Raw genomic sequence first — 17,971 nt, 5'->3', positions numbered from 1 at the left:
CAATAGGTCTATCATTAGTTTGTATATGGAGAGAGTTGTAAGGGATTCATTAGTTAGTGTCGATAGCCTATCGATTATTTATTATCCTTGGATGCAGCATCATCAGCTTGTTTGCTGTCGTCTGCAGCTTTATCATCTGCAGATTTATCATCAGATGTATTAGCAGCATCTTTGTCGCTAATTACAATATGACCATCTACAACATCAGCAAGCAAGTGTTTTGCATCGATGTGATCCAAGTAGAAGTCAGTTACATTATCGCGGATTTCAGATTCGATAACACGACGTAATGGACGAGCGCCCATAGTTTTATCATAACCTTGTTCCATCAATAATTCTTTAGCTGCATCAGTTACATCAAGAGTGATGTCTTTTTTAGCCAAAGTTTTGTTGACTTGATCAAGCATCAAGTCTACGATTTTCTTCAAGTCGTCTTTGCTTAATTGGTTGAACTCAATTACTGCATTGAAACGGTTCAAGAATTCTGGACGGAAGAATGGAGCAATACGTTCCATTACATCAACTTTGTTTTCATCGTCATTATTTTGACCATAACCAAAGCCTGCGTTAGATGTAGCAATGATAACTGTATTTTTGAAGTTTACTGTGTTACCTTGACCATCTGTTAAGCGGCCATCATCCAATACTTGAAGAAGTAATGTAATAACTTGAGGGTCTGCTTTTTCGATTTCGTCGAACAATACGATGGAGTAAGGATTACGACGAACGCGTTCAGTCAATGTGTTGGAGTTATCTTCGTAACCAACATAACCAGCTGTAGCACCAATCAATTTAGAAACGGCTGTGCGATCACTGTATTCGGACATATCCAAGCGAATGATTGCATCTTTGTTACCAAACATATCAAGTGCTAATTGTTTAGCCAATTCTGTTTTACCAACACCAGTAGGACCTACGAATAAGAAGCTACCGATCGGACGGTTACCTTCGTCAAAGCCTGCACGGTTACGACGAATAGCTTTGGATACAGCTTCTACTGCTTTATCTTGACCAATTACATGAGCTTGTAAACGAGATTTCATGTCTTTCAAGCGTTCAATATCGGATGCACCCATTTGAGATACAGGAATACCAGTCATTCTTTCAACCGCTTCCGCTACGTCATTGACTTGAGCCACAACCTTTTGGTTTTCAGTGTGGTTGTCGATTTCTTCTTGTAATTTTTGAATACGCATTTTTTCATTAATAGCGGATTCGTAATCTTCTTTTTGAGCAAACTCTTCTTGTTTTGCCTTAGCTTCTGCAATATCTGCTTCTAATGTTTTGATATCAGTTACAGGATGTTGGGAAGCCAAGTGAGCTGCTGTTACATCGATCAAGTCGATAGCTTTATCTGGTAAGCTACGTTGAGGAATGTATTGTACGGAATAATCTACAGCTGCTTTCAACACGGCATCTGGCAATTCGATATTATGATGCGCTTCATACAATGGACGAATGCCTTGTAAAATTTTGAAAGTATCTTCTGGAGATGGTGCATTTACCTTAACTTCATTGAAACGACGAGCAAGAGCTGCGTTTTTCATGATTGTGTTACGGTATTCATCTTGTGTTGTAGCACCAATAACAGTCATTTCACCACGGGACAAAGCAGGTTTCAAGATATCTGCTAAACCTTTAGAACCTTGACCATCACCTGTGGAACCAGCGCCCAAGATTTGATGGATTTCGTCGAAGAACAAGATGATATTACCAGCAGCCTTAACCTCTTTGATAAGGTTTTGGATATTTTCTTCGAAGGAACCACGGTATTGAGTACCAGCTTCCAAACCGGAAATATCGATGGAAATAATTTCTTTATTTTTAATAGCTGCAGGAACATCGCCATTGACGATAGCTTGTGCCAAGCCTTCTACTACAGCTGTTTTACCAACACCAGCATCACCTACGAGTACAGGATTGTTTTTAGTACGACGTGCTAAGATTTCTGCTGTTTCTTGGATTTCTTTATTACGGCCAATAACAGGATCGAGTTTACCATCACGAGCTTGTTGAGTTAAGTTTGTACCTAACTTAGCAAGGATACCATCTTGTTTCATTTTACCTTGTTGTGCAGCTTGAGCAGCTTGCATTTCTTCATTAGAAGGCAAACGACCAGTTTGACGATAGAAAGCAAACTCTTCCGGAGTCACTTCACGACCATTAATTTTATAACGACGATTTTCTGTGGAATAACCACCCATGTTACCCATCAATTGATTGAACAAATCATTCATGCTACCGAAATCGCTACCAAAGTTATTGAAATTGTTGTTCATATTAATTACCTCACTTTTTTGACTACAAGTATATCAGTTTGACTTTTTAAGTCTGTTTAATTTCTTGCTTTATTTCTAGGTTTCTTCAACCTTATGACATTATAATAATCTGATTAAGTCAAAAAGTCAATAGGTCAAAGATAAAATTTTTGACTTTTTTTGACTTTTATTTTGACTAATTAGATTTATATGGTAAGAACATAGATAAATACTGTGTTTGTGAGAGATAATTAAATTTACACTTTTGATTTGATTATATAAAAACAAAAAGACCATTCGACGAATGGTCTTTTATTAACAATATTACTTTGATTTCTTATATTCTGCTCTAAATCCATCACGAAGTACAGCATAACGTAACAAATTCCTTATGAAAGATTGTACATTAGAGTCATTCCACTCTAGCAAACGAGAATTATTTAGACGACCAAGATATATTTCATCACCATGAACAAGCTCAGGCGCACGGTCCTTAATATATGCAATAACATCAGCTCTTTTAGCCGCTCCACCTTTACCTCTTGTTAAAGAACCGTTATGTGTAATATCTACTATATTAGTAAGCGGATTATATCGACAGCACCTATCTAAATTTAATTGAAGAGAATGATGTCTTGATTCTTTATTGGTTATAGATACATTTAATTGAGTAGTACCAGTACGGTTCCCCCAATGCGGATCATTCTCTGTATGTGCCGTAGCACATATACTAATACCTAGAACTTGGTCTCTATTGAGATAATCTTTTGCAATAAACATATGAGACCAAACTTGATAATTACCACCGCCACTATTACCAAAATGTGGCATACTTACACGGCAATCGTCGGATACACCTAATTTTTCCAAAAACTTACTATTTTTAATCTCTTTATAAATAATTAGATTGATCAAATTAAGAGCAAAGCCTTTTATATATTGAGGCGTATATTCACTAATATCACAATTCTCTGCAAATGCCTCTTGAAACTCGTCTGACATAAGCTCTTCATATCTAAATGCCTCAAAGGGTTCCGGCTCGACAAAAGAAATTTCTTTCCTTAAAAGCTCCTCTAATAAAGGAATATCCTTAACTTCATGATATGCTCCATCATTATAATAATATATAATGGCCTCTATACCATTAACCAGCATAATATACTCAGCGTTAAGTATCTCTCTATATCCCGAAGCTTGCTTAAAGACCTCATCACCAAGTATGTTAATATGAGCAGCCTTACATTCTATAATCATTAGTACATCTGTACACTCGTCATCACGATAGATAACAATATCTGCTCTTCCACGGGCGCCCTTTTTAGTATGCGCCATTGACTCTTCTACAAAAATCCGATTAACAGGTATCCCTAATTCCTGTTGCAAGAATACAATTGTTTTTTGACGAACACACTCCTCCGGTGTCGCAGCTAACAAAAAACAACGTATAGGATCATATATACAATCTCCATCTCGTTGAAATTTTTCAAGTTCTATCTTATCAAAAATCTCTTCTATATACTTCATAATAGATTATCTCCTAACGTTATTAGTCCAGTCTTAACAATTAAAGCCTTATAGATATTACTTCCTTTTATATTTTGTACGTACTTCATCACGAAGTATTCCATATCGAAGTAAGTTTTTTATAAAGTTTTGCACGTCCGAATGCTCCCACTCCAACAACCTAGAATTATCTATGCAACCAAGATATACTTTATTCTCTCTAATTAAATCTGGTGCTTTATCCTTTACATAATCTATAACAACTTGACGTTTCATAGATCCACCTCTACCAAATGATAATGCTCCATTATGTGTAACAGTTACCATATTGGTAACTGGATTATACTCACAAAATTTATCCAGATCTAATTGTAAAGAGTGATGTCTATTTTTCTTATTTGTTATCGATACATTTAACTGAGTATTATAATAACCAATCATACTAAGACCCCAAATTAAGTCTTTATTCTTATTGTCTTTAGCGATAAACAAACGTGTCAACTCCTGATAGTTATAACCAGCACTATTTCCAAACCTAGTTCTTTTTACACCAAAATCCTCTGACACACCTATCCCAATTAAATCATCATGATTAATAGCAGTTTTTAATAAAATTAAATTTAAGAAATTAAGTGCAAATAATTTTATATCATGAGGTGTAGAATCACCTAAATAATTTTCTTTTTGAAATGCACGTTGAAGGTCCTTTGATAAAATATCATGATAACTATATGCTTTTATCGGCAATGCTTGAGCATACTCTACTTTATCATTTAAAAGTTCCCTATAAGAAGGAATACCTTCAATTTCTATAGCAAGTCCAGAATTATATTTATACATTATAATCTGATGCCCATTAATCAACATATAATAATCAGCATCAAGAATTTTAAGATACCCTTCAGCCTGCTCACGTACTATATAACAAGATACATCCACCTCAGAGGCCTTACATTCAATTACTAAAAGTGCATCTTTTTTCTTATCATCCCTATAAACAACTATATCCGCTCTTCCCCGTTTTCCTCTTTTCACATGAGCCATAGATTCTTCAACACTAATTCTTTCAATAGGCACACCCAAATCTCGTTGTAAAAACAGAATTGTTTTCTGTCTTACTTCCTCCTCTGGTGTACACTGAACAAAAATATTGCGTACAGGATCAGCATAAGCCCTTCCTCCAGATTTATATTTTTGCAACTTTATATCTTTAAAAATCTTCTTTATATTTATCACAATACGTCCCCTAACACGTCCGCAACACTTTTCATCTATTTTTCATTTTTACTATTATAACACATATAAATTTTACTGTCTTTTAGACCAATGTATATAGTAAAAAAGCGGATAGCTCATCACGAGCTATCCGCTTATTTCTTTGGTGATCCAGGAGGGATTCGAACCCCCGACCCACGGCTTAGAAGGCCGTTGCTCTATCCAACTGAGCTACTGAACCATGTGGATTACCTATATATGTAATTATCTATTATAGTATAAATTATGTAGTATGTATCGTCAACTGTGCTCTATTTTATTTTAGTTTACCCTAAAAAAGGCAAAAAAAAATGGAGCGGGTGAAGGGAATCGAACCCTCGCGACCAGCTTGGAAGGCTGGGGCTCTACCATTGAGCTACACCCGCAAAAAAAAATGGTCGGAGCAGCAGGATTCGAACCTGCGACCCCCTGGTCCCAAGCCAGGTGCGCTACCAAACTGCGCTATGCCCCGTCATTAATTACTTGCTAATTATAGCAAACCTGGTAGTTGATGTCAACCACTACTCTTGCTGAGTTTTTACTCTATTGAGTATCGCTCTGCAACGAAAATTATTATATCATCGATACAAATTAGTGACAAGTACTTTTTTACAACTTCATTAATTTTTTAAATTTTATTAGTTCATATTCAAAAACATGCACCCCTTTCGAGGTGCATGTTTGTATTGTTTATATTATCTTACTTAGGTTTTAAGAGGCTATTAAGCATTAAGCTCATAGCAATTAGATTAACCTTCGTAGCTGCCGTCTTCTACTACTTGTGGATTTCTTGCAATACCTTGTTTTACAGCAACTTCAGCAACTGCTTTTGCAACTGCTGGAGCTACACGAGGATCGAATACGGATGGCATAATGTTTTCTTCGTTCAATTCGCTGTCCGGAATCAAGTTAGCCAATGCGTCAGCAGCAGCCAATTTCATTTCATCAGTAATTTTAGATGCACGAACATCGATAGCGCCGCGGAATACGCCTGGGAATACTGCTACGTTGTTGATTTGGTTAGGAGCGTCAGAACGGCCTGTACCAGCAACGCGGATACCAGCAGCTTTCATATCAGCATAGGTTGCTTCTGGGTTAGGGTTAGCCATAGCGAATACAATTGCATCATCAGCCAAGTTTTCCAAGATTTCTTTTGTGAAAGCACCTGCAGCAGATACGCCAAGAAGAATGTCAGCACCTTTAGCATTTTCAGCCAAGTTGCCATGTTTTTCTTCAAGTTTAAGCAAGTCGATCAATTCAGCTTGTAAGGAATCAAGACGTTTATAGTCTTTGTGCAATACGCCGGAGGACACTAACAATGTAATGTCTCGAGCGCCTGCAAGGTATAACAAACGAGCGATGTTTGCACCAGCAGCACCAGCACCATTTACAACGATTTTAGCAGTTGCTAAATCTTTTTTTACAAGGCGAAGAGCGCCTTTTACACCAGCTAAACAAGCGATAGCTGTACCGTGTTGGTCATCATGGAATACAGGGATTTCCAATTCTTCTTTCAAACGGTTTTCGATTTCATAACATTTAGGAGAAGAGATATCTTCCAAGTTAATACCAGCAAAGTTCTTTTGCAATAATTTTACAGTGTTGATCAATGTATCAGCATCTTTAGTATCTACAACCAATGGAATGCAGTCTACATCGCCGAATTTTTTGAACAATAAGGATTTACCTTCCATTACTGGCAATGCTGCTGCAGCGCCGATATCGCCAAGACCAAGTACACGAGTACCGTCAGATACAACGGCAACCATGTTGGAACGGCATGTTAATTCGAAGGATTCTGCTTCATTATCTTTAATACGCAAGCATGGTTCTGCTACACCTGGTGTGTAAGCTACAGATAAATCATGAGCGTCTTTTAATTCATATTTTGTTCCTACAGTAAGGAAACCTTTTAATTCACGTTTTTTTTGTACAGCTAATTCACGTACATCCATAACAATTCTCCTTTGTGGATAAACTCGGACTCTTTTGAGTCGGTAATTAATACCTTTACTAATTTTATTATACAAAATGATATATGATAATTCAAGTTTTTTCGATATAGTCTTTCGAAGGTTTTAGAATTAAATTCTATTAATTTATATTAGTAAAAAAAATGATAAATAAAGAAAAAGTAGATAAGCCAGACAAGGCTTATCTACTTTATGTTTTATTCGTATTATGCGATATGTTTTAACATATCTATAACATATGTATTTTATTTACGCTTTTACAGATGGCAAATTACGGCCATAGAAAATTTCCATCATTTCTTGTTTTAATTGATGTTTAATTTGCTTGATTTCTCGTTCGCTCAATTCCGCTTCAGTAATACCAAAGAGATAGTTATCTAAATCAAATTCTTTTAACATCATTTTTGTGTGGAAAATATTTTCTTGATATACGTTCACATCAATCATGTTGTACATGTTGCGAGTTTTTGCATTGATGTAGTTTTGGATAGAGTTGATGCGATGATCGATATAAATTTTCTTGCCAGATACGTCGCGTGTAAAGCCGCGTACATGGTAGTCCAGTGTAAGGATATCGGAATCAAAGCTTTGAATCAAATAGTTAAGTGCTTTAAGAGGAGAAATCTGACCACATGTGGACACTTCAATATCTGCACGGAACGTACTAATCCCTTTGTGCGGATGGCTTTCAGGGTAAGTATGTACAGTAAGGTGAGATTTATCAAGATGCATGACTACATCTTCCTTTTCAATTTCCTCTTCAGAAATCAAAATCGTAACAGACGCACCTTGAGGGTCGTAGTCTTGTTTCGCTATGTTGAGGATGTTAGCACCGATAATACGGCTAACTTCCGTCAAAATAGCTGTTAAACGATCTGCATTGTATACTTCATCAATGTACTGAATGTATTGTTTTTTCTCTTCTTCCGTACGAGTATAACAAATATCATAAATATTAAAACTCAATGTCTTTGTGAGATTATTAAAACCATATAATTTCATTTTAGGCTTTGCTTTAACTGGTGTATCCATGATATGTCATAACCCTTTCCATGCATAGACTTACTATTTTTTTGAAAGCTTTTCGAACCATTGAGGTCAAAGCTTTCACCATATAACTAAACAATATCTTGTTTATACACAAACTCTACATCAAACTGTCCATTATCGTAGGTAACGATAGCAAATGTACCGCCTGAGCGGTCACGAGCCAACGATATACTGCCGGGATTCACAAATACCGCATCACGAACTCGAACCTCACCATGATGATGACTATGACCGGACACGATGAGTCGCGCCCCCATATCAGTGCCTAACTCAATCAGTTTTTGTATTCGATTATAATATGATACCTCATGACCATGAGTCATGTAAATATAGGTATCCTCTAGAGGAATCAACTGTTCTCGCGGTTCAAGAGGCTGTACACGGTCATTATTACCGCGTACTGCATATACAGGAATATCAGTATGTTCCTGCATATAGCGTGCATCATCGCCATAATCACCAGCATGAAGCCACATATCAATTTCTTGGTCTGCTGTAGCCTCCAAGACAAGATCTATATCATCTAGATACCCATGGGTATCACTTAAAATACCAATTCGTTTCATTTTATAAGTTCTCTAATACTATTATATTACATATTTATATGAACTATACCATATAGTTCGAAAATATTAAAGCTTGTTAATTAATTTGCGTAAAGCACGGCCACGATGGCTGATGGTTTCCTTTTCTTCAATGCTAAGTTCTGCCATTGTCTTTTCAAATTCAGGTACATAGAAGTATGGATCATAGCCAAAACCATTGTCCCCTTTTGGCTCATCTTGAACAAGTCCATCACAATAGCCTTCAGCTGTCACTTCACGGCCATCAGGATATACGAGTGCTAAGGCGCATACATAATGAGCTGTACGATCAGTTTTTCCTTGTAACTCGTGAATTAGTTTTTCATTGTTAGCGTTATCATCACCATGATGACCGGCATAACGAGCAGAATATACGCCTGGCGCCCCATTAAGAGCATCTACGGTGATGCCAGAGTCGTCCGCAAGGCATGGACGATTGGAAGCCTTCGCGTAGTAGCGCGCCTTTAAAAGCGCATTTTCCATAAAGGTTGTACCTGTTTCCTCAGGTTCCTCAATGGTGATGACCTCTTTTACCGGTACACAGTCGATAGATAAATGGGAAAAAGCCTCAGAAAATTCACGAATTTTCCCTTTATTGCCTGTAGCTAATACGATTTGTTCCATCTTACACCTCCGGAGCTGTAGGATATACTTTACCTACCTTATCTGCTGTCGTACCAAGTACTTCCCGTTGTTTAGCCATAAGCTCATCTGTAGCATCCTCTGCTAAATCGAGTAATGCATTAAGCTCATCACGATTGAACGTACCATGTTCGCCTGTACCTTGTACCTCAACCATATTGCCAGAGCCTGTGCGTACCACATTCATATCAACGATAGCCGCACTATCTTCTTCGTAGCAAAGATCCGTAATAGGACCTTCTGGGCCAATCCCTACGGAAATAGCTGCGCAGAAGTCAGTAATCGGGAATTTACCGGCCCCACCAAAGGTGAAGTCCACCGCATCAACGAGGGCCACAAAAGCACCTGTAATAGAGGCTGTACGCGTGCCACCATCGGCTTGGATTACATCGCAGTCAATCGTAATAGAACGTTCACCAAGCGCTTCAAGGTCTACAACAGCGCGTAATGCACGACCGATAAGGCGTTGAATTTCTACAGTGCGGCCCGTTTGTTTACCCTTTGCAGCTTCACGGCTTACGCGAGTTTGCGTAGAACGTGGCAACAAGGAGTATTCTGCTGTTACCCAACCTCGGCCGGAACCTTTGAGCCAACGCGGCACAGAATCCTCCACAGTAGCTGTACAGATAACCTTAGTCTTGCCGCACTCAATGAGTACAGAACCTTCTGCATACTCTGTAAAATTCCGTGTTATTTTAATAGGTCGCAATTGACCTGCTGTTCTATTATCGCTGCGCATAGGAACCTCACCATTCTAAATCTAAACATTAGAACGCCCCTTACACAAAGGGGCGTTATCTTTTCCTATTATATCACAATTTAACTATTTTTTATCACTACGAATCAGATTATGTATTGTCCATCGCCAAGTGGATCCACCACAACATAACGACTTGCACCGCCTTCTGCTTTAGCCCGTTTGGCCTCTGTAATGGCATCTTGACGAGTTCCCTCATCAGCTTGCCAAGGAATGAACATGGCATAAACACTTTGTGGCCCATAGGGTCCATATTGACCATGTGAAAGTACGCTATGCCATCCAACTTTATCTTCGTACATACGCACCTTTTCAAGCCGTTCCTCTTGTACACCTGTTTCATCATAGTACACATTGTAACGGTTCGACCATATATCTCCCACACCGGTGCGTTCCTCTTCGGCCATCTTATGGCGATTAGCCCATTGCACCTTCCATTTAGCAATGAGGTCATCTATATAGGTAGTTACATTTTGACTTTGCTTATATTTAACAGGATCAAAGGCAGGTTCTACGACCTTGCTGTAATCAAGGCCTGCCATAGATAATATGATACCTGTATTTACATAAGGCAACGCTTCCTGTACAGAGTAACCACCTTCTAATACAGCTATATCTGCTTGCAATAAATCTACAAGCTCGGCATAGCCTTTTGCGGTAACTTGCATATTCGCCAAAGGATCGCTAAAGTGATTATCTTGCCCCGCTGAATTGATGACGATATCCGGATTAAACTCCTCTAATATAGGTAATACTAATTCGCGCATAACCTTCATCAACCCTTCGTCACCAGTTCCTGGGGGCAATGGAATATCTATATTGCCACCAATAGCTTGAGGACCGCCAAACTCATCCATAAAGCCAGTGCCTGGATATAGCGTGCGTCCATCTTGATGGAAACTAATATATAGAGTATCGGGATCGTGGTAGAACACATCTTGAGATCCATCGCCATGGTGCACATCTGTATCCACTACAGCAACCCGTTTTATACCATAGGTTTGACGCATATGTTGAATCATAACAGCTTCAATATTTATGGTACAGAACCCACGAATACCATGAACCATAGCCATCGCATGATGTCCTGGAGGTCTAACGAGGGCAAAGGCACGGTCTACCTCTCCGCGCATAACCGCATCAGCAGCCACAATAGCACCACCTGCAGATACACGATGTGCTTCCGTTACCCAAGACTCTAAGTCAGGTGCCCCTACATGAACACGCTCTATCGTATCCCAATCAGCTACAATAGGATTATATTCCCTAATATTTGGTATATCTAATAAACCTTCCTCTACGATTTGATCTCGCGTATAAAGCAAACGCTCCTGTCGTTCAGGGTGAGTTTCTGAAATTTTCCAGTCAAAAGCAGGGAAAAATACTAGACCTAAACTGTGATGATAGTTAGCTTTATTAGTAGCAGAGCTCATAGCCTCATCCTGTTTAATATCCATATTTATAATGCCATGACGCTCACGATAGGATAGACCCTTATTCCACATAGTATTTCACCCCCGCTTCTAGTTGTACTTTCACCGTAATTAGACGTTCCATCGATTGCCAACCCTCAACAACAGGGAAGTCTTCAATACTAATAACCTCGACCTCTTGCGTTTTATCTAGGCCCAAGCGTAATGACTCTTCAATAAGAGCCTCTTTTGCGCGCTCTACTACTTGTTCAGCTCGTTTTAAGGTACAGGTTTGTTGTTTAATCCCTAGTTCAGGAATAACGAGTAAGCGTCGTTTTGTATCGACATGAACAGTGAGTTCAATGGTCGATAGTGCTAATGCTGCTCCGATAGCATTAGCCACCGCCGCATTTTCTGGTATGGTAATCGGTAAATCCATATATTTACCTATGCTAGGTCCAAGGCTTGGTGCCGTTCCACCTACTACCACGATTTGAGCCGGTACAAATACATCGGGGTTCACAATATCCGCTACTACATAGATAGGTCGTTTGTTTTCTGCCCTTACCACCTCATCTATGCCATGCTGAATTATTTGTAACGCCTTATTTACGATTAATTGAGCAACGTCAGAAGCAGTTACATTCTCCCCTAATTGTTGTTGATTCTGAGCTGTATCTCCGTTTGTACTAGCAATTAGTCTACTAGCCAACACCTCCATAGCTCGTTCAGCTAATTCAACCTCACCATAGCTCGCATACCCTAGTACGATGAGAGTATCCCCTAGTGTAGGTTCTGTCCCACCTAATGCTACCGATGGGCCCACCCGTTCAGGTCCGACAGTAATTTCACCATCTACAATGCGAACGACAGATTCACCACCGATGCCGACGGAGGTAACCGCAAAGGATCTCACTGCACTTGGATATTCACGAATGGATACGCCATTCTTCGTCATCAACGGTCTGCCTTGTTTCCACAAAGAAATATCTGTAGTGGTACCTCCAATATCTAAAGCAACTGTATGTTCATTCCCAATAGCTCCAAGAGCAGATAAACCCAGTACGGTTGCTGCAGGTCCTGTAAAAGCAGTTTCTACAGGTCGACTTACCATATGTTCCATAGGCAAAGAACCTCCATCGGCCTTTAATATATGAAGTGGAGCCTTAATGTTTCGCACGCTTAACGCATCTTCTACATTCTTCTTAAATACTGTAAATACCGGTGTTACAGCACTATTAAAATATGCGCTAATAGTGCGACGTGGAAAATTCAAAGAGCCGCTTAATAAGCTACCATTAGAGATAGTATTATATCTATCTTTCAATGCTTCTGTTATAGATGATTCTTCTTGAGGATTCCGTACCCCAAATTTAGCAGATACAGCAGCCAAATCTGTGCCACTGCGAGATTGTACCATTTCAGCTATATCTCGAACTGCATTTGTAGGTGTACGTTCCACCACAATACCTCTATGATCAGTATAACCTTGAAGATAGATAGGATTTACAGGGAATATATCGTCCACATTTCGGCCAGGTCCCGTTACTACAAACAGGTCTACCACTTGTTCTTTCTCTTCCACGATGGTATTTGTTACCACAGTAGTAGACAACGTAACTTGATCAATATTTGTAGTATCACAATGTTGGAGAATTGCATCAAGGGCCTCGCCTATGCCTTGCATTAAATTATCTTTGGTAGTCCGTCTTTTAGCAGATGCTACTACACGATGGCCATCGATGATGACTGCATCTGTAAAAGTACCACCTACGTCTAAACCTAGTAACATACGACCTCCTAATTAGTATAAAAAAAGGCTGTACCCATCTCTATGTGATGAGTACAGCCTTCTGTTATTTACCAGATACAGATGCGTAATTTTTAATGATAACAATCGGAGTCATTTGGCTATCATTACCAAATGGATTGTCAATCAACAATTGTGCAATTTTATTACCATCAATACCACGGCTTGTACCTAACACAGCGGAACGTTTCAAGTCATTAACGTCAGCTACAACAGCGCCATAACAGCCTGTGCGAGATACGATTTTCTCAGCTACTTTATCTGGATCCTTTGGACCAAATACGATGTGCTTGTCAAATGGAGGCATTGTACCAGTTACATCATCTGTTAAAGATGCTGCACGAGCAATTGCATAGAATACACCTGGTTTGCGGAAAATCTTAGCAATAGCGCCTAAAATGAAGGCACCCAATACTTTCCATTTACCATCTAGATTCATAGCGGATTGCATGCCATAAATGGACGCCATAGATCCATCTGGATGGATAAAACGATTGATTAAACGCGCTTGCCAACAAACATTTAGCTCTTCAGGACGTGTAAAACGACCTTGTGTAATAGCTACTACAGATTCAGCTACACATACGATATCTTCAGGTCCAATATTATGACCGCCAAATTCAACGATAGCATCCACGATGTCATCATTATCTGTAAGAATACGTGTTGGCACACATACTAACTCTAATTCTGCCATTGTTATGCCTCCTTATTGAACCAATGCTGCTTGAACTTCTTCAGCAGTCAAACGAATACGTTGTTTATCGATATGATAATCTGTACGACCTACGATTTGGTAGTAAATATCGATGTCCATATAAGGGAAGCCCTTAATATCTTCACGAATATTGCCATTTTTACCTGTTAAGGTAACGAATACACGAATAGTACCGCCTTTACGAGGTTTAATAATAACAGCTTCAAAATAGCCATCATGACGAGGACGATTAATGTCCATAGCCCATGCATCTACTTTCACAGCATCAAAATGTTCCTCTGGCAACAATGGACGTGGGAATAAGTCCATAATTGTACCAAGTTGACGTCCTTTGTTCACAAATGGAATATCACAGAACAAGGTAATAGATTCAAAATTACGGTCAGATACTTGAAAGTTTGTTGCACGTTTTGGCAATAAAATAACCTTTTCATTACCTTGTTTCAATACGAACAAACGGAATAATAAATACAAAGCTGCAATAGCTACAATAATAGCTATTACTACACTTAGGATGTTATAAAACCACATAGGGCATCTCCTTTATAATGTAATATGTTCAATGCTGCGACGACTTGTATCAAGGAAAGAGGCACTCAGCGTATCACCAAGCTCAATATCCTTTGTAAAATACAATGACACAGTCCCCGCCGTTTTTTGAGGGTTAAATAAGTCTTTACCCTCTAATCTACGGCGAACAAGTTCACTCGTTTCAAAAGCAGGGTCAATGAATTGAATGCGCCCTGACGTTAGTTCCTCTAGCAAAGGTTGTACAAATGGGAAATGAGTACAGCCCAAAACTACAACCTCAATTTCTCGGGACAATAAAGGCTCTAGATATTCAGTACATACATCGCGTACAAAATTGTCATCTAAATGACCTTGCTCAATGAGGCCTGCCAATTCAGGACAAGGTTGTTCCCAAACAAGCACTTCATGATCAACTTCAAGGGCTACATGTTTATGAATATGACTATTCACAGTTGCTGCCGTCGCCATGATACCAATTGTCTTGCTTTTGCTTTCACTAATCGCTGTTTTTACGCCTTGTGATACGCCAATAACGGGTACAGACACCCGTTCACGTACCGCATCAAGGGCTACAACAGTAAACGTATTACAAGCAATAACCATCAATTTTACAGGCTGTTTTTCAAGAGCCTCTGCAATATGACAAGCTAAATAAGTAATTTCATTATCACTACGATTCCCTACAGGGTTATTCGCATTATCACCAATATAGATGAAGTCTTCGTTAGGGAATTGTTCTTGTAAGACCTTTAAAACAGATAGCCCGCCTACACCGGAGTCAAACACGCCGATAGGCAATTGTTGTACATTACTCATTAGGCATCTCCTCAACAGCTGCTAACATAGGCTGATAAAAAGTATCGTCTAATCGCACAATTTTACCTGTTGATTTTGACATAAATGCATTCTTAGTCTCTCCCGTAGCTAGGAGAGCACCATCACTGGCACGGCGCATACGATAACGAAATACCATCTGTGCACGTGTCATCTTAACTAGATACGTTTCAATATGAAGCTCATCATCAAAATTTGCTGGTTCTTTATAATTGCAAGATACGTTCATAATGGGAAATACAATATCCTCATTCATCATATCCCACAGGGTTACACCGATTTGACGAAGGAATTCAATGCGTGCCATTTCAAACCATCTAAAATGATTACTATGGTGCGCAATACCCATCATATCGGTTTCGTAAAAGCGTACATTTACTGAAGCAATATGCATATATTTATCCTTCTTTTTTCATAGAATACAACCTTCATTGTATATCTATTACTTTAGCGTGTCAAATAAATAAAGGCAGTTCAATCGCAACGGATCAAACTGCCTTAATGGTTAAAAGCTAGTTACTGCCACCAAATGGGAAGTATTTTTTTGCCTCTTCTTGATGACGAGTTTTAATGTAACGATTGGCAACCTTGAAGGCAAGTCCAAGCACTGCTACATCATCTATCCAACCTAATACAGGAATTGTATCCGGTACAATATCAATAGGTAATACGAGATACCCTAAGGCACCAGCAATGACTGCTTTTACATATTTTGGAGTGTCCTTGTCACGCATACAAAGGAACAAGGTCACTGCTCGTTGTACAAAGGCAAGCTTCTTACCATATCGTCCTAAAAAAGCGGCGAATTTAGATTCGTTAAAATACTTACCATATGTAATAATTTTTAATGGATTCATCTTCCTAATCCTTTAGCGCCTATTTGCGCAAACCACCAATTTTATCTTTTGCTGTATTAACAGTGTTTGTAGCAACATCTTTTGCTGTTTCAACAGCATCATTAGCTTTAGTTTTTGCAGTTTCTACTGCAGCTTGTGCAGAAGCTTTAGCTACTTCTACACCACCTTTAGCTAATTCTTTAGCTACATCAATATTTTCTTTAGCAACATCAATTTTCTCTTTTGCCGCATCGGTTACTTTCGCCACAACTTCTGCTGCATTATCATGGATTTGATATTTTGTTTCTGTATTCCATTTATCGATAGCAGGTGTTACTTTTTCTTCGTAAACTTGTTTCAACGTTTCTTTAGCAAGACCTGTTTCATTAGCAATACCAGCCCAAACGTCGCGTTGACCTTGTGTGAAAGGAATGCTAGCGCTTGCATCACGGATGATATCACCTGCTATAGCTTTACCGCTTTCAAGGAATTCAGCAACCATTGGTTTATAACGTTCGATATCAGAAGGCATACCATCTTGGATCCAAATGTGAGCAATTTTACCGATAGCATATGTTAAACCAACTGCTACAGGAACGCGAACTGCTTTTAGAGGAATAAGAAGAGAAATAGCCGCTGTACCTACAGCTGTGCTAAGACCACCAACTAGCCCCACTACGGCACCAGACTGCAATTCTACTTCATAAAGATGTGCAATGCGAGTTACCATATACGTTGCATTGGCGCACAAAGCAACACTGCTGAATTTAGGGGACAATGCCAATGCCGCTGCACGACTTGCACCCCAGAAAATAAATTGTTCAACTTGATAGTCACGATCTTGAGAACCATCCATAAGTGGCTCAAGTGTTACGCCATTATATTCTGCCATAAGTATTCTCCTTTGTTGTGAACCAACTATAGGTCATATTATTAGTATTATTATACCATTCTATTGATATAAGGGGAATGAATTTTTACAATTCTCCTAAGATTTAAAAAAGCAAAATATTATCTAAGATTTTCTATATTACCAACTAGTGAGACCACCATCGATAGTCCATGCTGCCCCCGTTACAAAGGAAGCTTTATTGCTCAATAAAAATACAATAACCTCTCCAATTTCATGAGGTTGACCAATGCGACCCAATGGGTAATGTTGTCCCATTTCAGCCTTGGCAGCCTCTGCATCTTGCTGAGCATTTGCAATTTGTTTATCTACTAAAGAGGTATCCACATCACCAGGACAAACACAGTTAACGCGCACATTATGTGGTGCCATTTCAAGGGATAGTGATTTCGTAAAACTCACTACCGCACCTTTTGAAGCACCGTATACAGAGCAAGCCACATTGCCTTGTAATCCTGCATCACTAGCTACCGTTACGATACTGCCCTTTGTAGCGCGCAAATAGGGCAATGCCGCTTGGCACAAGAAAACCGTACCTTTCACATTGGTACCAAACATTTCATCAAAAGCCGCCTCTGTCACGTCTGCTAGAAGCTCTTCCTCATAATAGCCAGCCGCTGTTACGAGAGCAGAAACACCGCCGAATAATTTAACGGTTTCTTTTACAATACGCTGACAATCTTCAATCTTCGATACATCTCCTTGTACATACTGTACCCTTGAAGAATGGCGGCGCAATTTCATCTTAGCTTTTTGTCCTGACTTTTCATCACGACCATTGATGACGACACACCAGCCTTCCTTAAGAAGCAATTTTGCCGTAGCAAATCCGATGCCCGATGTGCCACCACTAATCAATGCCACTTGTACATCACTTTTATGAGGCATACCTTGCCCTC

At 39.2% G+C, this 17,971-nt stretch carries 17 protein-coding genes and 3 tRNA genes; all 20 read right to left on the bottom strand.

Annotated features, from left to right (window positions below):
* Window positions 1-74: 74 nt before the first annotated feature.
* The 20 genes from VCHSUH04_RS03350 to VCHSUH04_RS03255 all read right to left on the bottom strand — a co-directional run bounded on the left by VCHSUH04_RS03350 (window position 75) and on the right by VCHSUH04_RS03255 (window position 17,960).
* On the bottom strand, window positions 75-2,279 hold the full coding sequence (locus VCHSUH04_RS03350; protein ID WP_105085345.1) for an ATP-dependent Clp protease ATP-binding subunit: 2,205 nt from the start codon (window positions 2,277-2,279) through the stop codon (window positions 75-77).
* Between the two features lie 303 nt (window positions 2,280-2,582).
* A complete protein-coding gene (locus VCHSUH04_RS03345) occupies window positions 2,583-3,782 on the bottom strand; it encodes a type I restriction enzyme HsdR N-terminal domain-containing protein (RefSeq protein WP_105085344.1) in 1,200 nt (399 codons plus the stop codon).
* 57 nt (window positions 3,783-3,839) lie between these two features.
* The gene (locus VCHSUH04_RS03340) at window positions 3,840-4,997 is read right to left on the bottom strand and encodes a type I restriction enzyme HsdR N-terminal domain-containing protein (RefSeq protein WP_105085343.1); all 1,158 of its coding nucleotides are present in this window, start codon (window positions 4,995-4,997) and stop codon (window positions 3,840-3,842) included.
* A gap of 143 nt (window positions 4,998-5,140) precedes the next feature.
* Window positions 5,141-5,217, bottom strand: a tRNA-Arg gene (locus VCHSUH04_RS03335).
* A gap of 110 nt (window positions 5,218-5,327) precedes the next feature.
* Window positions 5,328-5,401: transfer RNA gene (locus VCHSUH04_RS03330), tRNA-Gly, on the bottom strand.
* A 9-nt stretch (window positions 5,402-5,410) separates the two neighbouring features.
* Window positions 5,411-5,487: transfer RNA gene (locus tag VCHSUH04_RS03325), tRNA-Pro, on the bottom strand.
* A 277-nt stretch (window positions 5,488-5,764) separates the two neighbouring features.
* Entirely contained in the window at window positions 5,765-6,970 is a 1,206-nt protein-coding gene (locus VCHSUH04_RS03320; protein ID WP_105085342.1) for an NADP-dependent malic enzyme, read from the bottom strand.
* 267 nt (window positions 6,971-7,237) lie between these two features.
* Complete coding sequence (speD, locus tag VCHSUH04_RS03315; RefSeq protein ID WP_105085341.1) at window positions 7,238-8,020, bottom strand: adenosylmethionine decarboxylase; 783 nt, start codon at window positions 8,018-8,020, stop codon at window positions 7,238-7,240.
* A gap of 86 nt (window positions 8,021-8,106) precedes the next feature.
* A complete protein-coding gene (locus VCHSUH04_RS03310; RefSeq protein WP_105085340.1) occupies window positions 8,107-8,604 on the bottom strand; it encodes a metallophosphoesterase in 498 nt (165 codons plus the stop codon).
* Between the two features lie 66 nt (window positions 8,605-8,670).
* Complete coding sequence (locus VCHSUH04_RS03305; RefSeq protein WP_105085339.1) at window positions 8,671-9,246, bottom strand: XTP/dITP diphosphatase; 576 nt, start codon at window positions 9,244-9,246, stop codon at window positions 8,671-8,673.
* Between the two features lies 1 nt (window position 9,247).
* Window positions 9,248-10,003, bottom strand: a complete 756-nt coding sequence (gene rph / locus VCHSUH04_RS03300) for a ribonuclease PH (protein ID WP_105085338.1) — start codon at window positions 10,001-10,003, stop codon at window positions 9,248-9,250.
* A gap of 104 nt (window positions 10,004-10,107) precedes the next feature.
* Window positions 10,108-11,526, bottom strand: a complete 1,419-nt coding sequence (locus tag VCHSUH04_RS03295) for a histone deacetylase (protein WP_105085337.1) — start codon at window positions 11,524-11,526, stop codon at window positions 10,108-10,110.
* Window positions 11,516-13,225 (bottom strand): hydantoinase/oxoprolinase family protein, encoded by a 1,710-nt coding sequence (locus VCHSUH04_RS03290; RefSeq protein ID WP_105085336.1) that lies wholly within the window; start codon window positions 13,223-13,225, stop codon window positions 11,516-11,518. The genes VCHSUH04_RS03295 and VCHSUH04_RS03290 overlap by 11 nt, the downstream gene beginning before the upstream one ends.
* A 64-nt stretch (window positions 13,226-13,289) precedes the next feature.
* The gene (locus tag VCHSUH04_RS03285) at window positions 13,290-13,940 is read right to left on the bottom strand and encodes a coenzyme F420-0:L-glutamate ligase (protein ID WP_005387981.1); all 651 of its coding nucleotides are present in this window, start codon (window positions 13,938-13,940) and stop codon (window positions 13,290-13,292) included.
* 12 nt (window positions 13,941-13,952) lie between these two features.
* Window positions 13,953-14,492 carry a hypothetical protein gene (locus VCHSUH04_RS03280; RefSeq protein WP_105085335.1) on the bottom strand — a complete coding sequence of 180 codons (540 nt, stop codon included), beginning with the start codon at window positions 14,490-14,492 and terminating at the stop codon, window positions 13,953-13,955.
* Between the two features lie 12 nt (window positions 14,493-14,504).
* Complete coding sequence (murI, locus tag VCHSUH04_RS03275) at window positions 14,505-15,308, bottom strand: glutamate racemase (protein WP_105085334.1); 804 nt, start codon at window positions 15,306-15,308, stop codon at window positions 14,505-14,507.
* On the bottom strand, window positions 15,301-15,720 hold the full coding sequence (locus VCHSUH04_RS03270) for a thioesterase family protein (RefSeq protein ID WP_105085333.1): 420 nt from the start codon (window positions 15,718-15,720) through the stop codon (window positions 15,301-15,303). The genes murI and VCHSUH04_RS03270 overlap by 8 nt, the downstream gene beginning before the upstream one ends.
* A gap of 118 nt (window positions 15,721-15,838) precedes the next feature.
* The gene (locus VCHSUH04_RS03265) at window positions 15,839-16,183 is read right to left on the bottom strand and encodes a YkvA family protein (RefSeq protein WP_060924113.1); all 345 of its coding nucleotides are present in this window, start codon (window positions 16,181-16,183) and stop codon (window positions 15,839-15,841) included.
* Window positions 16,184-16,202: 19 nt separating this feature from the next.
* Window positions 16,203-17,054 (bottom strand): hypothetical protein, encoded by an 852-nt coding sequence (locus VCHSUH04_RS03260; RefSeq protein ID WP_105085332.1) that lies wholly within the window; start codon window positions 17,052-17,054, stop codon window positions 16,203-16,205.
* Between the two features lie 138 nt (window positions 17,055-17,192).
* A complete protein-coding gene (locus tag VCHSUH04_RS03255; RefSeq protein ID WP_105085331.1) occupies window positions 17,193-17,960 on the bottom strand; it encodes an SDR family NAD(P)-dependent oxidoreductase in 768 nt (255 codons plus the stop codon).
* Between the last annotated feature and the right edge of the window lie 11 nt (window positions 17,961-17,971).

It is taken from the genome of Veillonella sp. T14073-2, assembly GCF_002959875.1.
Classification (GTDB): Bacteria; Bacillota; Negativicutes; order Veillonellales; family Veillonellaceae; genus Veillonella; species Veillonella infantium.
The sequence above is the reverse complement of the archived record's forward strand: the minus strand, read 5'-3'. Positions and strand labels throughout refer to the sequence as shown.